The organism is Shinella sp. WSC3-e (genome assembly GCF_945994535.1).
In the GTDB taxonomy this organism is placed as follows: Bacteria; Pseudomonadota; Alphaproteobacteria; order Rhizobiales; family Rhizobiaceae; genus Shinella; species Shinella yambaruensis.
This window is the reverse complement of record NZ_OZ000530.1, coordinates 76,929-103,152: the sequence shown is the minus strand read 5'-3', so window position 1 is coordinate 103,152 and position 26,224 is coordinate 76,929. Positions and strand designations below refer to the sequence as shown.

Below are 26,224 nucleotides of genomic sequence, written 5' to 3'. Positions count from 1 at the left end.
CCTTGCCGTCGCGATCGATCGCAGCCGTCCCCTGCCCTGTCAAGGCGCGGGAGGGCTTGACGGATGAGGGCGTCGGCATTATTAAACTCATTAGTTAATTAACCTTATGGATAAATGACGTGAGCGATCCGCTGAGCATGACGTTCGCCGCCCTTGCGGACCCGACTCGCCGGGCGATCCTGGCACGGCTTTCCGAAGGGGATGCGACAGTGAACGAGATCGCCGCCCCTTTCGCGATGAGCCTGCCCGCCGTTTCGAAGCATTTGAAGGTGCTGGAGACGGCAGGCCTCATCACCCGCAGCCGCACCGCCCAGTGGCGCCCCTGCCATCTGGAGACGGGGCCGCTGAAGGAGGCCAATGGCTGGATCGCCCATTACCGGCGCTTCTGGGACCAGAGTTTCGACCGGCTCGACGATTACGTCAGGCAATTGCAGGCCGGCGAGCCGGACAAGAAGAGCTGAGGAGGACGACCACCATGCAACACACAGCCGGAACCGCAGAGCCCATCGGCCTTGCCATCGAGCGCCTGATCGAGGCGCCCGTCGCCCTCGTCTTCAAGCTGTGGACCGCGCCGGAGCACCTTGCCCGCTGGCTGGGGCCGAAGGATTTCACGGCCCATGCTGTGCGCATGGACTTTCGCCCGGGCGGCGCGTGGTCGGCGGTGATCCGCTCGCCGGACGGCGACGACTATCCGATGGGCGGCGTCTACCGGGAGATTACGGAAAACCGCCGCCTCGTCTTCACCTTCGGCTGGACGGCGGAGGACGGGCCGGACACGCTGGTGACCGTGACCTTCAAGAACCTTGCCGGCAAGACCCGGCTGACCTTCGCCCAGACGCCGTTCGACACCATCCAGTCCCGCGACAGCCACGCCGAGGGCTGGGGCGAATGCCTCGACCGGCTGGTCGCCTGCATCCTGCAAGAACGCAGCGGAGGAGAAGAGCGATGAGAAGGACCTATCACGGCAGCTGTCATTGCGGCGCCGTCCGCTACGAATGCCTGCTCGACCTCGACGAGGGCCTGAGGCGCTGCAACTGCTCCTTCTGCCGGCGCACGCGCATGCTGAAGACCTTCACGAAGCGCGAGGATTTCAAGCTGCTTTCCGGCGAGGGCCAGCTCCTCACCTACCGCGCCGCCGGTTCGAGCTGGCCGGACGGCGATGTCGACCATTATTTCTGCGGGAACTGCGGCGTCCGCTCCTTCTCGCGCGGCTACCATGAAACCTTCATGGGGCATTTCTACTGCATCAATGCCGGCACGCTGGACGACGTGTCCGAAGAGGATCTCAGCGCCGCGCCCGTCATCTACGAGAACGGCATGGTGGACGACTACGAGAACCCGCCGCCGCACCACGCCCATCTTTGACCTCACGCCGCGCGGGCCTGCCGCCGGAGGTAGCGGTCCATCGCCTCCAGCATGGCCTGCCAGCCGGCCTGATGGTCTTCAGCCTTGTCGCGGCCGTCGAAATAGGTGCCTTGCTCGACAAGCCGCATGCGCGTGCCGTCCGGGACCGCCTCGAGGGCCACGACGACCGTGCCGGCGAAGGTGAGCGTGCCGTCCTCCCGGAGCAGGCTGGCATAGGCGATGCGCTCTTGCGGCCGGATCTGCAGATAGCGGTTCTCGTTGAGATAGACGGGCCCGCCCTTGGGGCCGAAGCGGCAGAGATCGCTTTCGCCGACTGCAAAGCCGAAGCGCTCGAAGCGCATCTGCCAGTCCGGGCCGGGATCGCCCCAGGCCTCCTGCGCAGCCTGCTGCGACCAGGCCGCAAAGACCGCCGCGGCCGGCGCGGCGAAGGTTCTGGTGATATCGACGGTGCCGTGTTCGATGGACATGGTCTTCTCCTTCCTGTTGGTGGAACGGGGAAGAGCATGGCCGGCTCCTGGCCCGGCCGGTAGAGACGTTCTCGACACTTTCGGGGCGGATGTGCCAATCTTGCGCCATGCCGACACGTCCGAAGCCGACCAGCCCCCTCACCGTCGCCATCCTCGCCTTGCCGGAAAGCGGCACCATGGCACCCTATGGCCTGCACGAGATCCTCGGCGAGGCCGGCCGCGGCCCGAAGGCGCTGCGTCCCCTCAATCCGGTGCTCGTCGCCGCGGAGACCCGCACCCACGCGACGGGCAGCGGCCTCAGCGTGACCCCGCAGCAGGGGCTTGCCGGCGGCCTTGCCGATATCGTCGTCGTCTGCGACATCCATCTCGAACCGGGCCTGTCGCCGTCCGGCCGCTGGCGGCGGGAGATCGCCTGGGTACGGCGGCATATCGAGGCGGAGGCGCTGGTCTGCTCGGCCTGCAGCGGCGCGGTGCTGCTGGCCGAAGCCGGGCTGCTCGACGGCACGGAGGCCGCCTCGCACTGGATCATGGCGGATCTTTTCCGCGACCACTATCCGAAGGTCACCTTCCGGCCGGAGCGCATTCTCTGCGACAGCGGCCGCGCCGGGCGGCTGATCACCACCGGCGGCGCCACCTCATGGCAGGATCTCGCGCTCTACCTCATCGGCCGTTTCTGCGGAGCCGAGGAAGCGACGCGCGTCGCCCGGCTCTTCCTGATCGGCGACCGGGGCCACGGGCAACTCCCCTTCGCCTCCATGGCCCGGCCGCGCCAGCACGGCAATGCCGCAATCGCCGACGTGCAGACCTGGCTTGCCGACAACTATGCCGCCCCCAATCCGGTGGCCGCCATGGTGGCGCGCTCCGGCATGGCGGAGCGCACCTTCAAGCGCCAGTTCAAGGCCGCCACCGGCTATGCGCCGGTGGACTATGTGCAGGCCATGCGCATCGAGGAGGCCAAGCAGATGCTGGAGACCGGGCCGGACGCCATCGAGGACATCGCCGTCGCGGTCGGCTACGGCGATCCGACCTTTTTCCGAAAGCTCTTCCGCCGCCGCGTCGGCGTCACGCCGGCGCAGTACCGCCAGCGCAACCGCCTTCGCACCCTCGGCTGACGGTGGCCGGTTTGCCCCGAAACCAGCCCGTTTGCCTCTGACCTTCAAGCCCCGTCGCCGGCACACTCGCCTCATCGGAACACGAGGAGACGCGACATGGACTTCTATTACGCCCCCACCTCCTGCAGCCAGGCCGCCCATATCCTGCTGCACGAAGCCGGCCTTTCCTTCCAGCCGCACAAGGTCGACATCTTCCAGCACACGCTGGAGGACGGCAGCAGCTATGAGGCGGTCAATCCGAACGGCTACGTGCCCGCTCTTCGCCTCGATAACGGCCTCCTCCTGACGGAAAACGTCGCGCTGCTCGACTGGATCGCCCTTGCCGGCGAAGGCCTCGTGCCGGACGGGCCGCTCGGCCGTACACGCCACCTGCAGATGCTCGCCTTCCTCTCGACGGAGCTGCAAAAACCCTTCGTGCGGCTGTTCTTCACCGAGAACGAAGAGGAGAAGGCCTGGCTGACCGAAACGCTCACCCGCCGCTTCGGCTGGATCGCCACGCGCATCGAGGGCGACTATCTCTTCGGCGCGCGCTTTTCGGCCGCGGACGCCTTCTTCTACGTGATGGCGCGCTGGGCCGCGATGTGCGCCATCACCCCGCCGGAGACGCTGCAGGCGCTGGCGGGCCGGATAGAGGCGCGGCCGGCGGTGAGGACAGCGCTGGCGAAGGAGGGTGTCGCACCACTGGGCGGAGCCGCCTGAGCCTTGAGGAAAAGCGTTGCGCCCGCCCGACGATCCGCTAGGGTCTTGCCGCCGGCACGAGGGCCTTGCGACGGGTCCGGTTCCGGCGACTGTCGGAACTGGTCGCTGGCGAGTCGCAGACAGGCTGCACTGGCGGGAAAGCAGGCCCTAAAATCGGCAGCAACATTTCATCGGGGTCCAGCACATGGCAGAGTTTCCGCAACAGGCGAAGGTCGTCATCATCGGTTTGGGTGGCATCGTGGGCGCATCGATCGCCCATCATCTCATCGAGCGGGGATGGGACGACATCGTGGGCATCGACAAGTCGGGCGTTCCCACCGATATCGGTTCGACGGCGCATGCCTCGGACTTCTGCTACACGACGAGCCACGACTATCTTTCGGTCTGGACCACCCAGTATTCGATCGATTTCTACGAGAAGATGGGCCACTACGCCCGCATCGGCGGCCTGGAGGTCGCGCGCACCGGCGACGATGCCTGGATGGAGGAGATCAAGCGCAAGCTCTCCTCCGCCCGGGCTTTCGGCACGCGCGCGCACTATGTCTCGCCGGCCGAGATCAAGGAGAAGTTCCCGCTGATCGAGGAAGACCAGGTGATGGGCGGCCTGTTCGACCCGGACGCCGGCCTCGTCATCCCGCGCTCGCAGACGGTTGCCGGCAAGCTGGTCGACGCCGCCGAAAAATCCGGCAAGCTGCAGGTCTACGGCAACACGCCGGCCCAGTCGCTGATCGTCGAGGGCGGACGCATCAAGGGCGTCGTCACCCATCGCGGCACGATCATGGCCGACCATGTCATCGTCTGCGCCGGCATCTGGGGCCGCCTGATCGCCGAAATGGTCGGCGAGGATCTTCCCGTCATGCCGGTCGACCACCCACTCACCTTCTTCGGCCCCTATAACGAGTTCGAAGGCACCGGCAAGGAGATCGGCTTTCCGCTGCTGCGCGACCAGGGCAACTCCGCCTATATGCGCGATACGGGCGATCCGAAGACCACCGAGGGCGGCCAGATCGAGTGGGGCTATTACGAGACCACCAATCCGCGCCTGTGCCATCCGCGCGACATTCTCGAAAAGCACGAGGCACGCCTCTCCCCCTCGCAGCGCGACCTCGACATGGAGCAGATTCTCGAGCCGCTCGAAAAGGCCATGGAACTGACGCCGATCCTCGGCGAGCTCGGCTATAACGAAGGCCACTCGTTCAACGGCCTCCTGCAGGTTTCCGCCGCCGGCGGCCCCTCCTGCGGCGAGAGCCAGAAGGTGCGCGGCCTCTGGTACTGCGTCGCCATCTGGGTGAAGGACGGCCCCGGCTACGGCAAGCTGATCGCGGACTGGATGACGGACGGTCGCACCGAGATCGACCACAACTCGATCGACTATGCCCGCTTCTACCCGCACCAGCTGGAGGAAAAGTTCATCGAGGGCCGTACCTACGAGGCTGCCCAGAAGATTTACTTCCCGGCCGTGCACACCCGCGAGCCCTATGCCACGGGCCGCAACGTCAAGCGCTCGCCCTTCTATGAGCGCGAAGTGGAGCTCGGCGGCTACTTCATGGAGCTCGGCGGCTGGGAGCGTGCGCATGGCTACAAGGCCAACGAGCACCTGCTGGAAAAATACGGCGACCGGGTGCCGGTGCGCGAGAACGAATGGGACAGCCGCCATTTCTGGCGCGTGTCGAATGCCGAGCACCTGGCGATGAGCGAGGATTGCGGCATCGTCAACCTCTCGCATTTCCACATGGTCGACATCGAAGGTCCCGACCATGTCGAACTGCTGGAATGGCTCTGCGCGGCCAAGATCGGCGGCGACGCGAATATCGGCAAGGGCATCTACACCCACTTCCTCGACGACGAGGGCATGGTGCGCGCCGACTTCACCGTCTTCCGCATGGCTGACCGCTGCCGCCTCGTCAACGGCGCCGATGCCGGCCCGCGCGACTTCCATTACATGAAGCGCGTCGCTGAAGACCGCGGGCTCGACGTCGCCATCACCGACGTCTCGGAGAAGTTCATCACCATCGGCATCTGGGGCCCGAACGCCCGCGAGACGCTGAAGAAGGTGGTGGCGGACCCGGCCGGGCTCGACCTGGAGAACTTCGCCTTCGCCGCCATCAAGCAGATCGAGATCTCCGGCAAGCCGGTCACCGCCTTCCGCATCTCCTATGTCGGCGAGCAGGGCTGGGAGCTGCACATGAAATACGAGGACGGCCTTGCCGTCTGGGATGCGCTGCGCGAAACGGGCGTCATGGCCTTCGGCGTCGAGACCTATGCCAATTCGCGCCGCATGGAAAAGAGCCTGCGTCTCCAGAACGCCGACCTTCTCACCCAGTACAACCTCATCGAGGCCGACCTTGCCCGCCCGAAGGTCAAGGAAGCGGATTTCCGCGGCAAGGCGAAGCACCTGGAATACAAGGCACGCGACCATCAGCCCGCCATGCTCTGCACGCTCGTCATGACGGACAATACCGACAGGAACGGCGTCAAGCGCTATCCGCTCGGCAACCTGCCCGTCATCGACCCGGAAACCGGCGAGGTGCTGATCGACGAGCTCGGCCGCCGTTCCTACACGACCTCCATCGCCTTCGGTCCGACGATCGGCAAGAACATCGCGCTGGCCTACCTGCCGCACGCCTATTGCCAGGAAGGCCGCAAACTCGAGATCGAGTATTTCGCCGAGACCTACCCGGTCGAGGTAGTCGGCATCGGCTACAAGCCGCTCTATGATCCCGAGAACCTGAAGCCGCGCACGTAAGCGGGTTCGGGGACGTCAAAAAGGAAAGGGCGTGCCGGCGAAAGCGGGCACGCCCTTTTGCTTGGTCGGTCTACGCGAGGCTCTTCTTGTCTCTTCGCATTCCATCGCCGCCCCCTGCCTCTGCTCCCATCTTCACCCGCCGCCCTCTCCTCGTCATCCTCGGGCTTGACCCGAGGATCCTGTGTGTTTGGTCTGATGTAAGATGGTTGCGGGAAGGAGGCCGAGAGGATCCAGGCCGCCGTTTTTGACGGCAGGCCGCGGCATGGCTTGGTCCCTTCCCGCTTCGCCCATCAACCTGAACAGTTGCACGGGGCTGTCGCCACAGACCCCGCACACAGGAGCAGGCGCCATGACGATACACCATACCTTCATCGGCTGCGACATCGGCAAGGACATGATCGACATCTTCGATCCGAAAACGGCCAGGTTCTGCCGCATCCCCAACGAGCAGACCGCGCTGTCCGCTTTTGCCCGTGGCCTCGACCCGGCCACCGACCTGGTCGTCTTCGAGGCGACAGGTCATTGCGACCGGCTGCTGCGCCTGTGTCTTTCACAGGCCGGCATCGCCTTTGCCCGCGTCAACCCGAAGACGGCCCGGCGCTTTGCCGAAGCGCGGGGACGGATGGCCAAGACCGACCGTATCGATGCCCGCTCGCTTTGCGAGATGGGAACCATGTTCGGCCTGACGGCCGAGGCGCCGCCTTGCCCGGTCCGCGAGCGGCTGGCGGCCCTTGCCCGCCGCCGGGATCAGCTCGTCGATGCCCGTGCAACCGAGCGCCGGCATCTTTGCGATGCCTTCGATCCCGCCATCCGCGCCGACATCGAGGCCATGATCGCCATCCTCGGCGAGAGGATCGCCTCGATCCAGGCTGCGATCGACCACCACATGAAGAGCCAGGCCCTCACCGAACACGCCCATCGCCTTACCTCCGCGCCCGGCATGGGCAAGGTGACAGCCTTGACCCTGCTGGCCCATATGCCCGAACTCGGCAGCCTTTCGCCCAAAACAGCCGCAAGCCTTGCCGGCCTTGCTCCCTTCAATGACGATTCCGGCAGGAGAAACGGCCGCCGCCGCATCAAGGGCGGCAGGCCACGCGTGCGAAAGGCCCTCTACATGGCGGCCCTCGGCGCGATCAAGGCCTCAGCGCGCCTGCGCGCCTTCCATCAGGCCGTCTCAGCCAGAACAGACTCCGCAAAGGCCGGCATCATCGCCGTCGCAAGAAAGCTCATCACGATCCTCAATGCAATGCAGCGCGACAAAACCAACTTCGCTTGAACACAGTTGCCAAGCCACACGGCGCGCCTTGAGTTTGGCGCGTGGATCCTCGGGTCAAGCCCGAGGATGACGAGGAGAGGTGGGCGAACCAATGGAATTTGGGCGGCAGAAGGCAGACGGGTTAGGAAGAGCGGTCGGATTTTGGGAGACAGGATAGCGGGGTGTGCAGCGGCAGACACGAACATGGAGAACGGAGGAGACGGGGCAACGGTCGGCCACCTTCCACGCCCCTGCCCGCACGAAAACCTGCTTACCGTACCAGCGCCCCGTTCTCCGCCACCAGCCGCCCTGCCTTGAACACCCGCCGTCCCTTGGGCACCGCCACGACGGCCTCCGGCACATGCTCGGCGGCGAGCGTCACGAAATCGGCCCTGGCGCCGAGGGCGATGCCGTAGCCTTCGAGGCCGAGGGCCCTCGCGCCCGCGGCGGTCACCACGTCGAAGGCGGCCGCGAGATCATCGTCCGTGTAGAAGCCGGAGCGGTAGCCGATCATCATGGCGCGGGCGAGCATGTCGCCGTCCCCGTAGGGCCACCAGGAATCGCGGATATTATCGTTGCCGGCGAAGATGTTGACGCCTTCCGCGCGCAGCAGCGCAACCGGCGGGAAGACGTGGTCGCCCGGGGCATTGGTCATGATCGAGACGCCCGCGGCGGCGATTTTCGCGCCGATGCGGCGGGCGGCGTCGGCATCGAGATCGCCGAGGCCATAGGCATGGCTGATCGCCACCTTGCCCTGCAAGCCGAGCGCCACGGTGCGCGCGCAGATTTCCTCCACCGTGAAGGCGCCCAGCGAACCGAAATCGTGCAGGTGGATATCGACCCCGACGCCACGCTTTTCAGCGACACCGAAGACGACGTCGAGATGGCCCTTGAGATCGCGGTCGAAGCTCGCCGGATCGAGGCCGCCGACGAGATCGGCGCCAAGCGCGATCGCCTCGTCCAGCAGGTCCGGCGTGCCGGGGCTTTTCAGGATGCCGCTCTGCGGGAAGGCGACGAGCTGGATGTCGATGACATCGCGGTATTCCTCGCGGATGCCGAGGATCGTCTCCAGCGACTTCAGCCCGACCGAGCCATCCACCATGACGTGGCTGCGCATCTGGAGGGAGCCGTGCGAGACGCAGAGTTCCAGCTGCTTGCGGGCGCGCTCGTCCATCGGCGCGGCCTCTGCCATGTTCTGAGCCTGGAAGGTGACGCGCTCGTGGACGTCAAAGCCGTTGGTGCAGGGTTTGTGCGGGATCCATTTGTCGCCGTAGAAGCTGGTATCAAGGTGGATATGCCCCTCGACGAAGGCCGGCACCAGCAATGCGCCGGCAATGTCCACCTGCCGGGCCGCGGCCGCAAGCGTGCCCGCCGGCTGGATGGCGACGATGCGGCCGCCGGCAACGCCGATATCGTTCAGCGAACCGTCCGACAGCGTCGCACGGGTGAAAAGAGTCTCGATCTCGGCCATGGCATCGCGTCTCCATCTGCATACGACCTGACCCGCCCGGTTGCAGGCAGGTCAAATATTGTACGCAATAAGGCGCGAAAATCGTATGCAGTCAATAGGCCGCGGCAACGGCGGCAGCACCCAGCACCAGAATGGGCGTGCCGTTCTGCACGCGGTCGTAGAGATCGATGACGTCCTGGTTCAGCATGCGCACACAGCCGGAGGAGACGGACTTGCCGATCGTCCACCATTCCGGAGACCCGTGGATGCGGTAGAGCGTGTCTTCGTTGTTCTGGAAGATGTAGAGCGCGCGGGCACCGAGCGGATTCTTCAGGCCCGGCTCCATGCCGCCGTTCGCGATGCTGTAGGGCTCCAGCTCCGGCTGGCGGGCGACCATCTCGTCCGGCGGGGTCCAGCGCGGCCATTGCCGCTTGTACTGGATGACGCCGCGGCCGGCCCATTCGAAGCCGGCGCGGCCGAGGCCGACGCCATAGCGCATGGCCTGACCGTCCTCGTAGGTGAGGTAGAGGAAGTGGTTCGCCGTATCGACGACGATCACACCGGGGCGCTCGCCGGTCGGGTTCGGCACCATCTGGCGATAGAAGCGCCGGTCGATCTTCTGGTAGGGAATGGCCGGCAGCGGGAACTGCTCGTCCGGCTTCGGCCCGTACATGGCGGCGTAGATGCTGGTATCGACCGGTTCGGGCTCGACGGCGACCCGCTCGCGCACCGGCGTCGTGCAGCCGGCCAGAACGGTGGTTGCCAATCCTGCCCCGCCAAGCAGGAAGGATCGGCGGCTTACGCTTTCACCAGTCAATGCATGTCCTCGCGTCAATCGTCATAGGGATCGGCCAGCGCGGCGTCGGGCCGGCTGACCGGATATTTCGTGCGCGAGATGCGGGCCGCCAGGCCCTTCGCACCCTGCTGCTTCAGGAGTGTGCGGAAGCTCGGATGCATGCCGCCGTCCATATAGGCAAAGCTCGACACCGTCGTGGTGGTGGCGAGCGCTGCCTCCAGCTTCTTCTGTTCCGCGCCGAGCTTGGCGACGAGATCGGTCGCCGGCTCGCTCACCGCCGCCGGGCATTGCGCCAGCGGATCGCTCGGCTCTCCGCCATCGAATTCCTTGTTGAAGACGTAGCGGCCGCCGCAGACGGAGACCTTCGGCTGTTTGCGCGTGAAGGCGAAGGCATCGTAGCCCTCCTTCAGCGTGCGCCAGAACGGCATGTTCGGATCGCCGCGGTGCTTGGCCATGTTCTGCGTCGTCATGCGGAAGGGATAGGCCTGCACCTGGAAGCGCTGCTGCCCGCCCTCCAGCGCCCGCTGCACGATGGCGTAGATCTCGCCGACGCCCTGGTCGGTCATCGCGTAGCAGCCGGAGGAGGAGCAGGCGCCATGCACCATCAGCGCCTCGCCGGTATAGCCGAGCGCCGATTCCAGCCTGTTCGGATAACCAAGGTTGAAGGAGACGTAATATTGCGAGTTCGGGTTCAGCATGCCGGCCGAGACATGGTAGAAGCCTTCCGGCGCCTGGCGGTCGCCGCTCTTCTTCTTCGGGCCGAGCTTGCCGGACCAGCGGCACATCGGATAGGTCTTGAACAGCGCATACTGGCCGCTCGCATCGACCTTCCAGACCTCCAGCTCGCTTTCCTGCTTGAAGATGCGCACCAGCACGGGGCTTTCCGGCCGCATCTTCTTCTTCGCCATCTCCGCCTTCACCTTGTTGGAGAGCTGCGGCGCCTCGGCCAGCGAGGCGACATCCATGGCCATGCAGCCGGCAAGCAGGCCGCCGGCGACGGCGGCGGCGGCAAGCCGCGCAAGAAGCGGCAGACGCAGGCGGGCGGTTTCTCGGGAAAGACGATGGCGAAGCGCAAACATGGGTCGTTTTCGGTTGTTGGAGGTCCGGGCGCGCCGGTTCGAGGGCGGCGCATCTCGGGGTACAGATTCCAAGCGATTGCTTAGAACTTCGTTAATCTTGTGGCCTCGACCGGCTCCAGCGCGGCATCATGCCCCGGCAAGCGCCGAATCCAAGGCACCCGCCGCTGCGGGCGAGCATAAAACCTCAAGCCGCCTGCGCATCAAGGCCCCGTCCGGCGATTTCCCTCGCATGGCGATCACGCGGCGAACAACAAATCGTCAGCAGTCCCTTTCCGGCGCGGGGCGGGCAGGCGGCAAAGAAGACTTGATTTGCCCACAATCCCGGCACATCTGTGGCGAAGACACATTCGACGGGCACATTCGATGAGGCAGAGGCGATGCTGACGATCGGCGATCTTTCCAAGGCCACGGGCGTCAAGGTTCCGACCATCCGCTACTACGAGCAGATGGGCCTGCTCTCCCATGCCGAACGATCGGAAGGCAACCAGCGACGCTATTCCAGCGAGGAGCGCGAGCGCCTTGCCTTCATCCGCCACGCGCGCGATCTCGGCCTCACCATCGACGCCATCCGCGAGCTGATCGACCTCAGCCAGCACCCCGAACGCCCCTGCCGCGATGCCGACCGCATCGCCGCCGAACAGCTCGCCACCGTGCGGCGCAAGATCGCCCGGCTGCGCAAGCTGGAGGCCGAGCTGGAGCGCATCACCAGCCATTGCCATTCCGACCAGATCAGCGACTGCTATGTCATCCGGGCGCTCGCCAACCATGACCTCTGCCACGACGATCACGACTGAGCGCGTTCAGGCGCCCGCAAGCAGCCGCAGCTTCCGAAGCTGGGTCTCGCGCGGCTCGTGCATGTCCAGCATGCCCTGCAGCCGGCCGTCCGCGCGGATGAGGAAGAGGCCGGCGGTGTGCTCCATCGTGTAGCTGTCCGAGGCGGTCGGCACCTTCCTGTAGAAGGCCGAAAAGGCATCCGCCGCCGTCTTCGTCTGGGCCGCGTCGCCGCGAAGCGCGATGATGCGCGGATCGAAGGACGTCATGTAGAGCTTCAGGAGATCCGCCGTGTCGCGCTCGGGATCGATGGAGATGAAGAGCGGCGTGATGCGATCCGCCGCCGGGCCGATATCCTGCAAGAGACCCGACAGTTCGAAGAGCGCGGTCGGGCAGACATCCGGGCAATGGGTGAAGCCGAAGAAGGCCAGATAGGGCTTTCCGGCCAGATCGGCGGAGCGGAAGGGCTTGCCGTCGACGGTCTCAAGTTCGAAGACACGCCGTTTTGCCGCCTCGCCGGACGGCGCCCTTGCCGCGACCGTCACGGCGACGATCGCGGCAAGACCTGCGGCAAGGGCAAGGAGCGCCCGGCGCCTCATCCCCTGATCGGCCTCAAAAGACGGAGCGCATTCAGCGTGACGAGCACGGTGGCGCCGGTATCGGCGAGGATCGCCGGCCAGAGGCCGGTGATGCCGACCACGGTCGTCACCAGGAACACGCCCTTGAGGCCGAGCGAGATGACGATGTTCTGGACGATGTTGCGCATGGCGCGCTGCGACAGGTCCGTCATCAGCGCGACGTCGCCGACGCGGCCGTGCAGGATGGCGGCATCGGCCGTCTCCAGCGCCACGTCGGTGCCCCCGCCCATGGCGATGCCGACATTGGCGGCGGCGAGCGCCGGGGCATCGTTGATGCCGTCGCCGATCTTGCCGACGACATAGCCTTCGCGCTGCAACTCGCCGACGATGCGCTGCTTGTCCTCGGGCATCAGCTCGGCGCGCACCTCGATGCCGAGTTCCGCGCCGACGGCCTTTGCCGTGCGGGCATTGTCGCCGGTCAGCATGACCGTCCGGATACCGGCGTCCTTCAGTGCCTTGAGGCCGGCGGCCGCATCGGGGCGCGGCTCGTCGCGCATGGCGACGGCGCCGGCGAGCACGCCGTCGACCACCAGCATGGAGACGGTCTTGCCGTCGTCGTTGAGCGCGGCGGTGGCGGCCTTCACCTCGTCGGAAAGCGTCACCGTCTCGGCGACGGCCCTGGGCGAGCCGAGGAAGACCTCCCTGCCCTCGACGGTGGCGGCAACACCCTTGCCGCCGAGCGCCCGCGCGCCGCCTGCGACCGGCGGCACGATGCCCTCTTCCGCCGCCTTGCCGAGAATGGCGAGCGCCAGCGGATGGCTGGAGCCGGCCTCCAGCGCGGCGGCAAGACGCAGCACCTCGCCGGACGAAGCCGAGAAGGCGACGATGTCGGTGACCTTCGGCTTGCCCTCGGTCAGCGTGCCGGTCTTATCGAAGGCGATGGCGGTGAGCTTGCCGAGGCCTTCCAGCACCGCGCCGCCCTTCATCAGGAGGCCGCGGCGGGCGCCGGCGGAGAGCGCGGCGGCGATCGCCGCCGGCGTCGAGATGACCAGCGCGCAGGGGCAGCCGATCAGCAGCACGGCAAGGCCCTTGTAGACCCACTCGCTCCACACGCCGCCGAAGAAGAGCGGCGGGATGATCGCGACGAGCGCGGCGACCACCACGACGCCGGGCGTGTAATATCTGGAGAAGCGGTCGATGAAGCGCTCGGTCGGGGCCTTGGATTCCTGGGCCTCCTCGACCAGCTTGACGACGCGGGCGATGGTGTTGTCCGCCGCCGCCGCGGTGACGCGCACCCGCAGGGCCGCTTCGCCGTTCACCGTGCCGGCGAAGACGGTGTCGCCGACCTCCTTGCGCACCGGCGTGCTTTCCCCGGTCACGGGCGCCTCGTCGATGGCGCTCTCGCCGTCGATGATCGTGCCGTCGGCGGAAATGCGGTCGCCGGGGCGCACGAGAATGACCGCGCCGACGGCCAGCCCCTCGGCCGGCACCTCCGTCGTCCGGCCGCCTTCTTCCAGAATCGCGGTCTTCGGCACGAGGGCGGAGAGCGAGCGGATGCTGTCGCGCGCCTTACCGGCGGCGACGCCCTCCAGCAGTTCGCCGACGAGGAAGAGGAAGACCACGGCGGCGGCCTCCTCGGTCGCGTTGATGATCACCGCACCGACAGCGGCGATGGTCATCAGCATCTCGATGGAAAACGGCGTGCCGGCCAGCGCGGCCATGATGGCGCGCCGGGCGATCGGTACGAGGCCGACGAACATGGCGATGACGAAGGCATAGGTCTCGATGGCCGGGAAGAGATGGCCGATGCCGTAGGCGAGGACCAGCGCCGCGCCGGCAAGGATGGTCAGCCGCCCCTTCCTGCCCTTCCACCAAGGCCCTTCGGAGGGGCCATGGTCGTGGCCATGCAGCCCCTCGACGGCCGCCGCCTTCGGCGTGTGGTCGTGACCGGCATGATCATGGTCGTGATCGTGATCATGCGCATGGCCATGATCGTGCTTGTGGCCGTGTCCGTGGTCATGCTCGTGCCCATGGTCGTGGTTGCAGCCGGGGCCGTGCACATGTTTTTCCGCGGGCTTTTCCGCGCCCCCCGCAGCCGGCGTCACCGAATAGCCGAGCCCGGAAACCTTGCGGCGGATCGCCTCCAGGTCGCTGGTCGCATCGTGCTGCACGCGCATGGTGCCGGCGGTAACGGAAACGGAAACCTCCCCAACCCCCGGCATGCGGCGCACCGCCGTGTCGATCTTGCTGGCGCAGGAGGCGCAATCCATGCCGCCCACCCGGAACCGGGTCTCTTTCACATCGGACATCGTAGATTCCTCTTTCGTCTCGTGAAGAGGTTCTACGACCTCTAGCGACTAGAGGTGCAAGAGCGAAAAACGCAAAATCGCGCAAAAAGAGGTGCATTGAAATCCATGGCCGCGCTGTGCTACAGAGCCCCCACTTATTGCAGGTTTCATCTGCTGGTTGGGGAGGACGCCATGTCTTGCGACGCCCTCTTCCAATCGGGGATGGGCTCGGTCGACGCCCCCCGAACGGAAGAACGCTTTTCGACGTGTGCCCCGGCGGCACGCTCTGGCTTTGACGCCGTTGCGCCGACCCGCCCCGTGCGGCCGGCCAAGACGCCGCGCCTGCCTGCTCTTTTCCCGACGAGACACCGCGAGCGGGGCAACAGCGCGAAAGCGCTGTCATATCGCCGTGTCCGGACGACGATACCGTAACTTCCGGCTTTCCTTTCCGAAATCCACGCGAGAGCGGGAGGTCTGCGCCTCCCTCGCCTCGCGTTTCTATCGCGGTGCCGGTTTTTTGCCGGCGGCCGGCACACCCCAAGAAGACAGGTCCAGCATGTCCCTGACGACACCCTACTATCTGATCGACAAGTCGAAGCTGCTCGCCAACATGGAAAAGATCGCGCTTCTTCGCGAACGCTCCGGCGCCAAGGCGCTGCTGGCGCTGAAATGCTTCGCCACCTGGTCGGTCTTCGATTTCATGCGCGACTACATGGACGGCACGACCTCCTCCTCGCTCAACGAGGTGCGCCTCGGCCACGAGCGCTTCGGCAAGGAGACCCATGCCTATTCCGTCGCCTATGCGGACTACGAGATCGACGAGGTCGTCAGCCACGCCGACAAGATCATCTTCAATTCGATCGCCCAGCTCGACCGCTTTGCCGACAAGGCCGCCGGCATCGTCCGGGGCCTGCGCCTCAATCCCGGCATCTCCTCCTCCAGCTTCGATCTCGCCGACCCAGCCCGCCCCTTCTCGCGCCTCGGCGAATGGGATGTGAACAGGGTCGAGCCGGTCATGGACCGCATTTCCGGCTTCATGATCCACAACAATTGCGAGAACGGCGATTTCGACCTGTTCGACCGCATGCTCGGCGTAATCGAGGAGAAGTTCGCGCCGCTCCTGAAGAAGGCCGAATGGGTGAGCCTTGGCGGCGGCATCCACTTTACCGGTGAAAACTATCCGCTGGAAAGGTTCGCCGAGCGGCTGAAGCGCTTTGCCGGCGAATACGGCGTCGAGGTCTATCTGGAGCCGGGCGAAGCCTCGATCACCAGGTCGACCACGCTCGAAACGACGGTGCTCGACCTTCTGAACAACGGCAAGGACCTCGCCATCGTCGATAGTTCCATCGAGGCCCACATGCTGGACCTGCTGATCTACCGGGAGAAGGCCAAGCTTTCCCCGAACACCGGGCCGCACCGCTACATGATCTGCGGCAAGTCATGCCTGGCCGGCGACATCTTCGGCGAGTTCGATTTCGAGAACGAACTGAAGGTCGGCGACCGCATCTCCATCCAGGATGCCGCCGGCTACACGATGGTCAAGAAGAACTGGTTCAATGGCGTGAAAATGCCGGCGATCGCCATCCGCGAACTCGATGGCGAGATCAAGACCGTCCGCGAATTCACCTACGCGGACTATGAAGAAAGCCTCTCCTGAGGCGTCCTGAACGGGTAGAAGGAGATAACCCCCGAAATGAAGAAGAACGTGCTCATCATCGGCGCCGGCGGCGTCGCACAGGTCGTGGCGCACAAATGCGCCCAGAACAACGACGTGCTCGGCGACATCCATATCGCGTCGCGCACCAAGGCGAAGTGCGACAAGATCATCGCGTCGGTCCATGAGAAGAAGGCGATGAAACAGGCCGGCGTGCTCGAAGGCCATGCGCTCGACGCCCTCGATATCGAAGCGACCAAGGCGCTGATCACTTCCACCAGGTCCGAGATCGTCATCAATGTCGGCACCGCCTTCCTTAACATGTCGGTGCTGCGCGCCTGCATGGATACGGGCGTCGCCTATATCGACACCGCGATCCACGAGGAGCCGGGCAAGATCTGCGAGACCCCACCGTGGTATGGCAACTACGAGTGGAAGCGCGCGGCCGAATGCGAGGAGAAGGGCATCACCGCCATCCTCGGCGCCGGCTTCGATCCGGGCGTCGTCAACGCCTATGCCAAGCTCGCCAAGGACGAATATCTCGACAAGGTGACGGACGTCGACATCGTCGACATCAATGCCGGCAGCCACGGCAAGTACTTCGCCACGAACTTCGACCCGGAAATCAACTTCCGCGAATTCACCGGCGTCGTCTACTCCTGGCAGAACGGCGCGTGGCAGACCAACAAGATGTTCGAGATCGGCAAGGATTACGACCTGCCGGTCGTCGGCACGCGCCGCGCCTATCTCTGCGGCCATGACGAGGTGCATTCGCTGGCCAAGAACATGGACGGCGCCAATGTGCGCTTCTGGATGGGCTTTGGCGACCACTACATCAATGTCTTCACCGTGCTGAAGAACCTCGGCCTTCTCTCCGAGCAGCCGGTCAAGACCGCCGAGGGCCTCGAAGTCGTGCCGCTCAAGGTCGTCAAGGCCGTGCTGCCGGATCCGGCGTCGCTCGCCCCCGGCTATGAAGGCAAGACCTGCATCGGCGACTATGTGAAGGGCCTGAAGGACAGCAAGGAGAAGACCGTCTTCATCTACAACGTGGCCGACCACAAGGAAGCCTATGAGGAAGTCGGCTCGCAGGGCATCTCGTATACCGCCGGCGTGCCGCCGGTCGCCGCCGCGATGCTCGTGGCCACCGGCGAATGGGACGTGAAGAAGATGGCCAACGTGGAAGAACTGCCGCCGAAGCCCTTCATCAGCCTGCTGAACCGGATCGGCCTGCCGACCCGCATCCAGGACGAGGACGGCGACCGCGCCGTCAGCTTCTAAACCTTGAAAGGACGGCCGCGCCCCGCGTGCGGCCGTCCCATGCGCCGCAGGTCACTTCGGGCCTGAAGGCGACTTCGATCTAGCCGGACGCTGCCATAAAAAGCGGACAGCGCACTCACCGCCTTCACGGTCATTCCTCTCCGACAAGACGGATGCCCATTCGCCGTCGACATACGTCGGTCAGGCTACAGACCCGCCGTCACGCGGCTGCGGGGGCAGGCTGACCTCGCCGGGCGCCGCGGCCAGCTCGCCAAGATCCCTCATCACGCGCCGCAGCGACGCATTCGCGCAGAGCGTCCGGTACTGGGCATAAAGCGCGCGGTAGGGCTCCGCGGTCTCCGGTCGGGGACGGTAGGTCTGGAACTCCCGGGCGCCGAAGCGCGTAGCGCCGTCGCGATAGGTGCCGACGAGCCCGGCCGCGACCGCGCCGTGGATGGCCGCGCCGACGGCCGTCGCGTTGGCGATCTGCGGAACCTCGATCGCGCACTCCATGACGTCGGCCATGATCTGCACCAGAAGGGGGTTCTTCTTCGCCAGGCCGCTGGTCATCAGGACACGATCGACCGTGAATTCCGCCGCCCGATAGAGATCCAGAACGGTTCGCGCGCCGAAGCAGAGCGCTTCGAGCAGCGCGCGGTAGATGCCGTCGGCGGTCGAATGAACCGTCAGGCCGAGCAACAGGCCGCTCAGCATGGAATCGGCAAGCGGCACACGGTTTCCGTTCCACCAGTCGAGCGCGATCAGATGGTTGCTCCCGGCCGGCAACCTCGACGCAGCCGCGTTGTAGAGCGCGAAACTCTCCTCCACGCTGCCGCCCCGCGGGAAGGCCTTGACGAACCAGGCGAGCATGTCGCCGAAGCTGGCCTGCCCGGCCTCGTAGCACCAGAGATCCCGCACGGCGCCGTCGATAGCCACGCCTTCGATGCCCGCAGGCAGGGGGCGATAGTCCGCGCCGAGATAGAGATAGGCCGCCGACGTGCCGAGCGCGCCGACGAAGCATCCGGACGAAACGGCGCCGATGGCCGGCAGAACGACATGCGAGTCGATGACCGCGACCGCGATGGTCGTAGGCCCCTCGATGCCCGTACGCGCATGCCAGGCGGGCAAGAGGCTGCCGGCCGCCGACCCAACGGGAAGCGGTTGCGACAGCTTGCCCTCAAGCCCCGGCACGATGCCTTTCGGATAGCCGGAGACGCGCGAATACTGCGCCTTGTAGGCCGCAAGGCCGAGGCTGCGCGCCTCCGTTCCGCAGAGCTGCCAGACCAGCCAATCCCCGCCTTCCATGAAGCGGGCCGCCGCCTCCCAGATGTGGGGGGCTTCCTGCGCGATCTGCGCGGCCTTGGGAAGCAGCCATTCCCCGGACAGCTTGCCGCCGAAATTGTCGAGGAAGCCGCCCCCCTTCCGGTTGATCGCGTCGGCATAGGGTTGCGCGGCGCCGTGTTTCCACAATTTGACATAGGCATGCGGATCGTTCGGGTGGATATCCGATAGCGCGGCACCCTCGCCCGTCGCCGGCATCGGCGAACTCGCCGTGAAGCCGACGCCGATCGACAGCACCCTCCGGTTCCGCCCGAGACGGCCGAGGATCTCCTCTGCCGCCTCGACATAGTCCGCGGCATTCTGCAAGGCCCATCCCCGCGGCAGCACCACTCCGCCGGGAAGCGCGCCGGTCAGGATGCCGTGACGATAGGCGTGGACATGGCTGTCGATCTGCTCGCCGGTCACTGCATCGAGGATGACCCCGCGCGCGGATTCCGAACCATAGTCCAGCCCGATCACATAGCTGCGGCTCATACCGTCAACCTTTTCCTGCCGACGCCAGCGGGGAGACTGCGCACCGTTGCGGCCACGGCGGGCTCGACGGCATCCATCGAAAGCGCCTGAATCGCGTTTGCGCCGTCTTCCGGCTGAACCGGCGTGCTTGTCTCAGGCATTTTCATCCACCCGTCTCTTCCAAGCGCCGTCGCCTACGCGTCGCGCCCTTCTCCCTTGGTGAATAAATTCAACACCAGTATCCATAAGTCAATCAACTTATGTATGTTATTTTACATAAGTTTGGAAAAGGGCTGAATCCCGACCTTGTCCCGGGCGTTCACCCATGGACTTGCGATGAGAGCAGAAGAAAACGGGACATTCGGCCATCGACCACGCTGCGCTGGACAATGCGGGTTCGACCCCCACAGCCCAGGCATCGGAGGCCGGCTTCGAGCATCAAGCCGGGCGGAACCGGGGCGCCGCCCTACCGTTTGCCTTTCATGAAATGGAGGGAGGAGCCCTCGGTCTGCGTCTGCGCGGCGTGGAGGTTGCGGTATCGTCCGTCGCGTCGCTCGATGAGGTCGCTGTGGCTTCCCTGCTCGACGATGCGGCCGTCGTCGACGACGAGGATGCGGTCGGCATTGGCGATGGTGGCCAGGCGATGGGCGATGACCAGCGTGGTACGGCCGGCCGAGAGCTCGGCGAGCGACTGCTGGATCGCCCGCTCCGTCTGCATGTCGAGCGCCGAGGTCGCCTCGTCGAGGATGAGGATCGGCGGGTTCTTCAGGAAGATGCGGGCGATGGCGAGGCGCTGCTTCTGCCCGCCCGAGAGCTTGACGCCGCGCTCGCCGACGACCGTGTCGAGACCGTCGGCGAGGTTGGCGATCACGTCGTCGAGGCGCGCCCGGCGCGCCGCATCGAGAATCTCCGCCTCGCTGGCCTCCAGCCTTCCATAGGCGATGTTCTCGCGGATCGTGCCGGCGAACAGGAACACGTCCTGCTGCACGATGCCGATGTTCGAGCGCAGCGACCGCAGCGTCATGTCGCGGATGTCGATGCCGTCTATGGTGATCGCGCCCGATGCGACCTCGTAGAAGCGCGGCAGCAGCGAGCAGATCGTCGTCTTGCCGGCGCCGGACGGGCCGACGAAGGCGATCGTCTCGCCCGCCCCGATCGAGACGTTCAGCCCGCCGAAGACCGGCCGGTCGGCACCATAGCCGAAGCTGACGGCGCGATATTCGATATCGCCGGCAAGGCGTCCGACATCCCTGGCATCCTCGCGGTCCCGGATGTCCGGCTCCGTGTCGAGGAACTGTGTGTAGCGCGTGAAGCCGGCGATGCCCTTGGGATAGGTCTCGATGATCGCGTTGATCTTGTCGATCGGCCGGAAGAACACGCCGACCAGGAGCAGGAAGCCGACGAAGCCGCCGGCCGAAAGCTCGCCGCGCGTCACGAACCAGGCGCCGGCCAGCATCACCACCACCTGCACGAAGCGCATGGAAAGGTAGGAGAGCGACATGGAGGCCGCCATCACCTTGTAAGCCTGGAGCTTGGTGACGAGGTAGTTCCGGTTGCTCTCGGCAAACAGCTGGCGCTCGTGGTCCTCGTTGGCGAAGGCCTGCACGACGCGGATGCCGCCGACATTCTCCTCGATGCGGGCGTTGAAATCGGCGACGCGGCCGTAGAGCGCATGCCAGGTCGTGGTCATGCGCGCGCCGTAATGGGTGGTGACGAAGCCCGTCAGCGGCACGATGACGGCGGTGATGAGCGCAAGCGGCACATGCACCCACAGCATCAGGGCGAAGGCGCCGATCAGCGTCATGACGGCGATGAAGAGGTCTTCCGGCCCGTGATGGGCGACCTCGCCGATCTCCTCGAGATCCTTGGTCAGCCGGGCCACGAGATGGCCGGTCTTCTGGTTGTCGAAGAAGCCGAAGGAGAGCTTCTGCAGGTGGTCGAAGGCCTTGCGGCGCATCTCCGCCTCGATGCGCACCCCGAGCATGTGGCCCCAGTAGGTGACGATGACCTGCAGGCCGGCATTGACGAGGTAGATGAGGAAGAGGCCGAGGGCGGCGAGCGCGACGAGGTCGAGGCGGCCGGTCGGCAGCAGGCGGTCGATGAACAGCGTCACGGCGACGGGAAAGGCGAGCTCCAGGAGGCCGGCGACGACCGCCGAGGAGAAGTCCAGCGCGAACAGGCCGCGGTGCGGGCGATAGTAGGACGCAAAACGCTTCAGAAGGGCAGACATCGGCAGGCGCGCTTTCGGTATTGGCATTGTGTTCATGAGATAAGACGATCGACGGCGCCGCTTCTACCACGTTCAATGCGATTTTTCGCCGACCGGCGCGCATTTGCCGCGCCCACGCGGCTTTCGGCAAGAGGGCTCGTGCGGAAAGGCCGCTCTTGAGGGATGCGGCGTGTGCCGCGGGGGGTCCCCATCCGGTTGCTGAGGCCTGAGACCACGGAGGCCTGTCAGGCACAAGCAACCACATCGATTGGCGGAAAACCCGTCATCCTGCACTGGACGCAAGCGCTCGAACCGACCGCAAGTCCTCAACAAAGAGGGCATGCTGGCGTCGGCGCTCCGCCTTGTCCGGCAGGCGCAGCAGGAAGGACGGATGGATGGTCGGGTACAGGACGACATTGCCCTGCATGGCGATCGGCCTGCTGCGAAGCTGGCTCAGCGGCGTGCGCTCGCCGCTCAGCGCATAGATCGCGGTCGCACCGAGCGCCACGATCAGCTTCGGCTTCACGAGTTCCACCTCTCTGGTCAGCCACCAGCGGCAATGTTGGATCTCACCCTGGTTTGGCTTCTGGTGAATGCGGCGCTTGCCACGCGGCTCATATTTGAAGTGTTTGACCGCATTGGTCAGATAGAGCGTATCGCGGGCAATGCCGGCTTCCTTCAGCGCCGCGTCGAACACCCTTCCCGCCGGGCCGACGAACGGGCGGCCGCTCAGGTCTTCCTGATCACCCGGCTGCTCGCCGACCATCATGAGGCGCGCATCCTGCGGCCCTTCTCCGAAGACGGTCTGCGTGGCGCTGCAATGCAACGGGCAGCGCGTGCAATGGCGGGCCTCCGCGCGCAATGCCTCCAGCGTGCCGGCTTCCGCCAATCCCGGTTCGGCGATGGCCTGCGCGGCTTCCTTCAGCCGATAGTGAAAGGCCGGCGGATCGCTGGCGGCGCGTTCGGCCATCGCGCGCACATTGGCCTCCGCATTGGCGATCAGTTCGGGGATCAGCGCGGCTTCCGGCAGGTTGCGCCAGTATTTCTTCGGCATCTCCGCCTGCATGGCCCTGATCTTGAGCCGCGCGGGATTGAAGATGCTGGCATAATAGGTGCGCCAGAGCTCGTCCGTCGGGTCGCCGTGCCCGGGATCATCGCCCGGCCGCGTGTCGGCGATCAGGGTTTCGCCGTCCCAGCTCGCCGTGCCCTTCGGCGTGGCGATGATCCAGTCCATATCGGCAAAGCGGCGGCGGAAGAACGGCGCGGTTCGGGCGACGACGAAATGCGTCGGCTCGAACCAGGCGAAGAACCGCCGGCGGCCTCCGGCCTCCCCTGCGATCTCCTTGAAGCGGACGAAGGCCGTCATCTTGTGGCTGTCGCGCGCGACGTTCCTGGCCAGAAGCCGCGCCCAGGCGACATCCTTGTCCGACGTCAGCTCCAGCAGGCGACGGTCAGATTGCAGCCGCCAGAGCAGCCGATAAAGCAGATGAAAGCGCCCCGGCTCGGTGTGGCACGCGACGGCTTCGGCGAGCGGCAGGAAGGCCGGCGGCACGATGACCGCCGGCGCGGCGGCATCGGGCGCCGGCAGGCCGGGTGGGGCGCTCGCCTCGAAGAGGCCTATATCGCCCTGGATGCGCCAGTCCACGTCGCGCGGCGAAATACCGGCAGCCGCCAGCGCCCGCGCCGCATCCCGCCATTCGGAAAAATCACCGCGGCCGAGCAGGGGGATCGTGTGCATCAGAGCAGCGAAAGCTGTTCCGGTTTCGGGGCAAAGAGCGTCTTGAGGTCTGCACGGTCGGCAAGACGCCGGGGTGTCCATCCCTCCGCCTCGATGAAGGCGCGCACCTTGCGCAGGGAAACGCCGAGCCGTGCCAGATCCTCCAACCGCAGGCGGCGAAAGCGGCGGCTGGACAGGATCGCATCCACCGTCTTCAGGCCGAACCCCGGTACCCGCAACAGGGTTTCGCGCTCCGCACGGTTGACGTTCACAGGAAAGGTCTGGCGGTGGGTTAGCGCCCAGGCAAGCTTGGGGTCCATGTCCAGATCGAGCATGCCGCCTGTCGATGCCGTGATCTCGTCCACGCCGAAACCGTAGAAGCGATAAAGCCAGTCAGCCTGATAGAGCCGATGTTCGCGCACCAGCGGCGGCTTGATGAGCGGCAGCGCGCGGGAGGCATCGGGAATAGGGCTGAAGGCGGAATAATAGACACGTTTCAGGCCGTAGCTGCCGTAGAGCCGGGCGCTGGTCCTCAGGATCGTCGCATCGTCGGCTCCATCGGCGCCAACGATCATCTGTGTGCTCTGCCCGCCCGGCACGAAACGCTTGCGGCGCCTGGTCTGCAAGGTCGGCTCGTCCGCCGCCTCGATCTTGCGGCGCAAATCGCCCATCGCACGACGAATGCCGTCCGGCCGCTTCTCGGGCGCAAGACGCCCGATGCCCGCGTCCGTCGGCAGTTCGATGTTGAGCGACAGGCGGTCCGCATAGAGTCCCGCCTCCTCGATCAGCTCCGGAGCGGCATCGGGGATCGACTTGAGGTGAATATAACCACGGAAGCCGTGCACCGTGCGCAGGTCCCGCGCCACGCGGACCATCTCGCCCATCGTATGATCCGACGAGCGGATGATCCCGGACGACAGGAAAAGCCCTTCGATATAATTGCGCCGATAGAATTCCAGCGTCAGCCAGACCACCTCGTCCGGCGTGAAACGCGCACGCTCCACATTGCTTGAGGACCGGTTGATGCAATAGGCGCAGTCGAAGATGCAGAAATTGGTGAGCAGGATCTTCAGAAGTGAAATACACCGCCCATCGGGCGCATATGCATGGCAGATCCCCGCGCCTTCCGTGGAGCCAAGGCCGTTGGACCTGAGCGAATCCCGTTTCTCTGTCCCGCTGGAGGCGCATGACGCGTCGTATTTGGCGGCATCCGCCAGGATGGCCAAACGATCCTGTAGCGATTTCTTCATAAATGTTCACTATATGTTCCGTTTCACGCTGTCAACAGCTCTCCCACAGCCCGGCGACGGCGCCGAGGAACACGAATGCAAAGCGCCCCATGCAGCCCGGCCTGCCCACGCCTCAGATGCCGAAATTTTGACTACGTGAGCAAAGGTGGACAGCAGCGACCCGGGCGATTCCACCCCCGTAGACGCTGAAAGCGACGGTCCCGATCTCGATGATTTCGTCCTCGTCCCCTTCATCATGCCGGACAATGCGGTTATCCCTGTCCGTTGATGAGCGTGACGAGGTTCAAGAGGTTGCCTTCCCTTTGAACGCCGTCCGGGAACCTGTCCGGCACGCCGGGGGCGACGATCGCCAGGAATGGAATGCCGAGGTCCACTGCGGCGTGATATTCCATGAGGGAATCGCCGATGGCGAGAACCTCCTCCGCCTCGACGGCATCCTCGCCGAGTATCCGGCGAAATTCGGAGAGCTTGGATTTCGGCGCACCACCGATCGACTTGAACCGGTTGCAAATCCCGCGCTCGGCCAAAGCGCTCCGAAGCTCGTCTTCGGGGGCGGCGGAAACGACATGCTGGGCCGCGATGCCGTGAAGGCGCGTTATTCCTTCCAGCGCGCCATCGATAAAGCGCGCCGATGCGACGGCAGCCTCCACGGCCGCGCGATATTGCGCGCAGAGCTCGCCGAGCCGGGCCTCCGAGAGCGGCCGGTGGAAGACGGTCCCCTCGAAGTATCGGAACTTCTCGTAGCGTGACATGCCGCCATTGGCTTCGGCATAGGCCCTGATGGCGGCGATCTTCGCAGGATCCTCGTCGCGGTAGACATGTGCGAACGCATCGACCTTGGCGGTCACCGTATCAAGGATGACGCCATCGAAATCGTAGATGATCGATCGGTATCTTGTCTTCACGCCAAACATCTCCTGGCCAGCCGCCGCCAAGGCGCCTGCGGATCAGATCCAGCCCGCATCGACGATGAAGGACTGCTTCGAGATCATCCGGCTGTCGTCGGAGGCCAGGAACAGGGCCATGCGTGCGATTTCCGGCGGATAGATCCGGCCGGGAAGAACCTGCCGCGCATCGATCTGCTTTTCGCCCTCGGGCGTGAGCCACAGGTCCACCTGCCGTTCGGTCATGATCCAGCCCGGAGCGATGGAGTTGACGCGGATATTGTCCGGGCCGAGCTCGCGCGCCAGTGCACGCGTCATTCCGTGCACCGCGGCCTTTGCCGTGACGTAGCACACGCCGTCGCCATCCGCCTCCATCCAGGTTATGGAGGAGAGATTGATGATCGAGCCGCCACCCAGCCCTTTCATCTGCGAAACGACGGCCTTGGCCGCGAACACCTGGTGCCGCAGGTTCACCGCTATGCGATCGTCGAAATATTCCGACGTTACCTCGGAAAGCTGGTGACGGTCGTCATTGCCCGCATTGTTGACAAGAACGCTGATCGGCCCGCGCTCGACGCCGCTCTTCGTGATGAAGGCCTCGAGGGCCTCGACATTGCGCAGGTTGAGATACTGGTAGACCGGCGGACGGCCACCGCGGGCGACGCAGCCCTTGATCACGTCCGCCGCTGCATCGTCGTTCAAATCGACGAAGGTGACGACAGACCCCTGATCGACGAAATGCTCCACAAGCGACCTGCCGATGCCCGATGCACCGCCGGTGATGAAGACATGCTTGTCCTTGAGACTAGGGTAGCTTGCGCGCCCTTCCATGAGATCGTAGTTCATCTTGTGT

At 65.3% G+C, this 26,224-nt stretch carries 22 protein-coding genes; 10 read left to right on the top strand and 12 right to left on the bottom strand.

What is annotated here, in order from left to right:
* The first annotated feature begins 137 nt into the window (after positions 1-137).
* From AABF56_RS00445 to AABF56_RS00435, 3 genes are read left to right on the top strand one after another with little or no spacing between them, the layout of a single operon-like run.
* Positions 138-461, top strand: a complete 324-nt coding sequence (locus AABF56_RS00445; protein ID WP_272807407.1) for an ArsR/SmtB family transcription factor — start codon at positions 138-140, stop codon at positions 459-461.
* Positions 462-475: 14 nt separating this feature from the next.
* The gene (locus tag AABF56_RS00440; protein ID WP_272804533.1) at positions 476-949 is read left to right on the top strand and encodes an SRPBCC family protein; all 474 of its coding nucleotides are present in this window, start codon (positions 476-478) and stop codon (positions 947-949) included.
* Positions 946-1,365 carry a GFA family protein gene (locus AABF56_RS00435; protein WP_272804532.1) on the top strand — a complete coding sequence of 140 codons (420 nt, stop codon included), beginning with the start codon at positions 946-948 and terminating at the stop codon, positions 1,363-1,365. Before AABF56_RS00440 ends, AABF56_RS00435 begins: the two co-directional genes overlap by 4 nt.
* Positions 1,366-1,367: 2 nt before the next feature.
* Here AABF56_RS00435 and AABF56_RS00430 read toward each other — a convergent pair whose 3' ends face one another.
* The gene (locus tag AABF56_RS00430; protein ID WP_272804531.1) at positions 1,368-1,832 is read right to left on the bottom strand and encodes an SRPBCC domain-containing protein; all 465 of its coding nucleotides are present in this window, start codon (positions 1,830-1,832) and stop codon (positions 1,368-1,370) included.
* A 107-nt stretch (positions 1,833-1,939) separates the two neighbouring features.
* On the opposite strand from AABF56_RS00430, the gene AABF56_RS00425 reads away from it, so the two are divergent.
* The 4 genes from AABF56_RS00425 to AABF56_RS00410 all read left to right on the top strand — a co-directional run bounded on the left by AABF56_RS00425 (position 1,940) and on the right by AABF56_RS00410 (position 7,665).
* Entirely contained in the window at positions 1,940-2,944 is a 1,005-nt protein-coding gene (locus AABF56_RS00425) for a GlxA family transcriptional regulator (RefSeq protein ID WP_272804530.1), read from the top strand.
* 96 nt (positions 2,945-3,040) lie between these two features.
* Positions 3,041-3,643 carry a glutathione S-transferase family protein gene (locus AABF56_RS00420; RefSeq protein WP_272804529.1) on the top strand — a complete coding sequence of 201 codons (603 nt, stop codon included), beginning with the start codon at positions 3,041-3,043 and terminating at the stop codon, positions 3,641-3,643.
* A 184-nt stretch (positions 3,644-3,827) separates the two neighbouring features.
* A complete protein-coding gene (locus tag AABF56_RS00415) occupies positions 3,828-6,389 on the top strand; it encodes a GcvT family protein (protein WP_272804528.1) in 2,562 nt (853 codons plus the stop codon).
* Between the two features lie 349 nt (positions 6,390-6,738).
* Positions 6,739-7,665, top strand: coding sequence for an IS110 family transposase (locus AABF56_RS00410; protein ID WP_272804527.1), 927 nt, complete (start codon positions 6,739-6,741; stop codon positions 7,663-7,665).
* Positions 7,666-7,915: 250 nt separating this feature from the next.
* Here the strand turns inward: AABF56_RS00410 and AABF56_RS00405 are convergent, their stop codons facing one another.
* The 3 genes from AABF56_RS00405 to AABF56_RS00395 all read right to left on the bottom strand — a co-directional run bounded on the left by AABF56_RS00405 (position 7,916) and on the right by AABF56_RS00395 (position 10,969).
* Positions 7,916-9,115, bottom strand: coding sequence for an amidohydrolase family protein (locus AABF56_RS00405; protein ID WP_272804526.1), 1,200 nt, complete (start codon positions 9,113-9,115; stop codon positions 7,916-7,918).
* A 91-nt stretch (positions 9,116-9,206) separates the two neighbouring features.
* The gene (locus AABF56_RS00400) at positions 9,207-9,860 is read right to left on the bottom strand and encodes a L,D-transpeptidase (RefSeq protein WP_432346977.1); all 654 of its coding nucleotides are present in this window, start codon (positions 9,858-9,860) and stop codon (positions 9,207-9,209) included.
* 65 nt (positions 9,861-9,925) lie between these two features.
* Positions 9,926-10,969, bottom strand: coding sequence for a L,D-transpeptidase family protein (locus AABF56_RS00395; protein ID WP_443021086.1), 1,044 nt, complete (start codon positions 10,967-10,969; stop codon positions 9,926-9,928).
* 377 nt (positions 10,970-11,346) lie between these two features.
* Here AABF56_RS00395 and AABF56_RS00390 point away from each other — a divergent pair, with 377 nt between their 5' ends.
* Positions 11,347-11,763, top strand: a complete 417-nt coding sequence (locus AABF56_RS00390) for a MerR family transcriptional regulator (RefSeq protein ID WP_244767990.1) — start codon at positions 11,347-11,349, stop codon at positions 11,761-11,763.
* A gap of 6 nt (positions 11,764-11,769) precedes the next feature.
* Here the strand turns inward: AABF56_RS00390 and AABF56_RS00385 are convergent, their stop codons facing one another.
* Positions 11,770-12,339 carry an SCO family protein gene (locus tag AABF56_RS00385; protein WP_272804524.1) on the bottom strand — a complete coding sequence of 190 codons (570 nt, stop codon included), beginning with the start codon at positions 12,337-12,339 and terminating at the stop codon, positions 11,770-11,772.
* Entirely contained in the window at positions 12,336-14,627 is a 2,292-nt protein-coding gene (locus tag AABF56_RS00380) for a heavy metal translocating P-type ATPase (protein WP_272804523.1), read from the bottom strand. The genes AABF56_RS00385 and AABF56_RS00380 overlap by 4 nt, the downstream gene beginning before the upstream one ends.
* A 535-nt stretch (positions 14,628-15,162) precedes the next feature.
* Here AABF56_RS00380 and AABF56_RS00375 point away from each other — a divergent pair.
* Together AABF56_RS00375 and AABF56_RS00370 are read left to right on the top strand one after the other, a co-directional pair.
* Complete coding sequence (locus tag AABF56_RS00375; RefSeq protein WP_272804522.1) at positions 15,163-16,263, top strand: carboxynorspermidine decarboxylase; 1,101 nt, start codon at positions 15,163-15,165, stop codon at positions 16,261-16,263.
* Between the two features lie 36 nt (positions 16,264-16,299).
* The gene (locus tag AABF56_RS00370; protein ID WP_272804521.1) at positions 16,300-17,538 is read left to right on the top strand and encodes a saccharopine dehydrogenase family protein; all 1,239 of its coding nucleotides are present in this window, start codon (positions 16,300-16,302) and stop codon (positions 17,536-17,538) included.
* A 180-nt stretch (positions 17,539-17,718) separates the two neighbouring features.
* Here AABF56_RS00370 and AABF56_RS00365 read toward each other — a convergent pair whose 3' ends face one another.
* The 6 genes from AABF56_RS00365 to AABF56_RS00340 all read right to left on the bottom strand — a co-directional run bounded on the left by AABF56_RS00365 (position 17,719) and on the right by AABF56_RS00340 (position 26,217).
* Positions 17,719-19,332, bottom strand: coding sequence for an FGGY-family carbohydrate kinase (locus AABF56_RS00365; protein WP_272804520.1), 1,614 nt, complete (start codon positions 19,330-19,332; stop codon positions 17,719-17,721).
* Between the two features lie 445 nt (positions 19,333-19,777).
* Complete coding sequence (locus tag AABF56_RS00360) at positions 19,778-21,541, bottom strand: ABC transporter ATP-binding protein (RefSeq protein WP_272804519.1); 1,764 nt, start codon at positions 21,539-21,541, stop codon at positions 19,778-19,780.
* A 262-nt stretch (positions 21,542-21,803) separates the two neighbouring features.
* Positions 21,804-23,258, bottom strand: coding sequence for a UdgX family uracil-DNA binding protein (locus AABF56_RS00355; RefSeq protein ID WP_272804518.1), 1,455 nt, complete (start codon positions 23,256-23,258; stop codon positions 21,804-21,806).
* The gene (locus tag AABF56_RS00350; protein ID WP_272804517.1) at positions 23,258-24,487 is read right to left on the bottom strand and encodes a putative DNA modification/repair radical SAM protein; all 1,230 of its coding nucleotides are present in this window, start codon (positions 24,485-24,487) and stop codon (positions 23,258-23,260) included. Before AABF56_RS00350 ends, AABF56_RS00355 begins: the two co-directional genes overlap by 1 nt.
* Before the next feature lie 251 nt (positions 24,488-24,738).
* Complete coding sequence (locus tag AABF56_RS00345) at positions 24,739-25,392, bottom strand: HAD family hydrolase (RefSeq protein ID WP_272804516.1); 654 nt, start codon at positions 25,390-25,392, stop codon at positions 24,739-24,741.
* Positions 25,393-25,434: 42 nt separating this feature from the next.
* The gene (locus tag AABF56_RS00340) at positions 25,435-26,217 is read right to left on the bottom strand and encodes an SDR family NAD(P)-dependent oxidoreductase (protein ID WP_244768040.1); all 783 of its coding nucleotides are present in this window, start codon (positions 26,215-26,217) and stop codon (positions 25,435-25,437) included.
* Positions 26,218-26,224: the final 7 nt, after the last annotated feature.

Excerpts from the sequence above, each read along its gene's own strand:
- AABF56_RS00440 (WP_272804533.1), top strand. The coding sequence starts at position 476 with ATGCAACACACAGCCGGAACCGCAGAGCCCATCGGCCTTGCCATCGAG.
- AABF56_RS00415 (WP_272804528.1), top strand. The coding sequence starts at position 3,828 with ATGGCAGAGTTTCCGCAACAGGCGAAGGTCGTCATCATCGGTTTGGGT.
- AABF56_RS00395 (WP_443021086.1), bottom strand. The coding sequence starts at position 10,969 with ATGTTTGCGCTTCGCCATCGTCTTTCCCGAGAAACCGCCCGCCTGCGT.
- AABF56_RS00380 (WP_272804523.1), bottom strand. The coding sequence starts at position 14,627 with ATGTCCGATGTGAAAGAGACCCGGTTCCGGGTGGGCGGCATGGATTGC.
- AABF56_RS00340 (WP_244768040.1), bottom strand. The coding sequence starts at position 26,217 with ATGAACTACGATCTCATGGAAGGGCGCGCAAGCTACCCTAGTCTCAAG.
- AABF56_RS00425 (WP_272804530.1), top strand. The coding sequence starts at position 1,940 with ATGCCGACACGTCCGAAGCCGACCAGCCCCCTCACCGTCGCCATCCTC.
- AABF56_RS00350 (WP_272804517.1), bottom strand. The coding sequence starts at position 24,487 with ATGAAGAAATCGCTACAGGATCGTTTGGCCATCCTGGCGGATGCCGCC.
- AABF56_RS00405 (WP_272804526.1), bottom strand. The coding sequence starts at position 9,115 with ATGGCCGAGATCGAGACTCTTTTCACCCGTGCGACGCTGTCGGACGGT.
- AABF56_RS00365 (WP_272804520.1), bottom strand. The coding sequence starts at position 19,332 with ATGAGCCGCAGCTATGTGATCGGGCTGGACTATGGTTCGGAATCCGCG.
- AABF56_RS00385 (WP_272804524.1), bottom strand. The coding sequence starts at position 12,339 with ATGAGGCGCCGGGCGCTCCTTGCCCTTGCCGCAGGTCTTGCCGCGATC.
- AABF56_RS00360 (WP_272804519.1), bottom strand. The coding sequence starts at position 21,541 with ATGTCTGCCCTTCTGAAGCGTTTTGCGTCCTACTATCGCCCGCACCGC.
- AABF56_RS00420 (WP_272804529.1), top strand. The coding sequence starts at position 3,041 with ATGGACTTCTATTACGCCCCCACCTCCTGCAGCCAGGCCGCCCATATC.
- AABF56_RS00355 (WP_272804518.1), bottom strand. The coding sequence starts at position 23,258 with ATGCACACGATCCCCCTGCTCGGCCGCGGTGATTTTTCCGAATGGCGG.
- AABF56_RS00445 (WP_272807407.1), top strand. The coding sequence starts at position 138 with ATGACGTTCGCCGCCCTTGCGGACCCGACTCGCCGGGCGATCCTGGCA.
- AABF56_RS00435 (WP_272804532.1), top strand. The coding sequence starts at position 946 with ATGAGAAGGACCTATCACGGCAGCTGTCATTGCGGCGCCGTCCGCTAC.
- AABF56_RS00375 (WP_272804522.1), top strand. The coding sequence starts at position 15,163 with ATGTCCCTGACGACACCCTACTATCTGATCGACAAGTCGAAGCTGCTC.
- AABF56_RS00410 (WP_272804527.1), top strand. The coding sequence starts at position 6,739 with ATGACGATACACCATACCTTCATCGGCTGCGACATCGGCAAGGACATG.
- AABF56_RS00370 (WP_272804521.1), top strand. The coding sequence starts at position 16,300 with ATGAAGAAGAACGTGCTCATCATCGGCGCCGGCGGCGTCGCACAGGTC.
- AABF56_RS00430 (WP_272804531.1), bottom strand. The coding sequence starts at position 1,832 with ATGTCCATCGAACACGGCACCGTCGATATCACCAGAACCTTCGCCGCG.
- AABF56_RS00390 (WP_244767990.1), top strand. The coding sequence starts at position 11,347 with ATGCTGACGATCGGCGATCTTTCCAAGGCCACGGGCGTCAAGGTTCCG.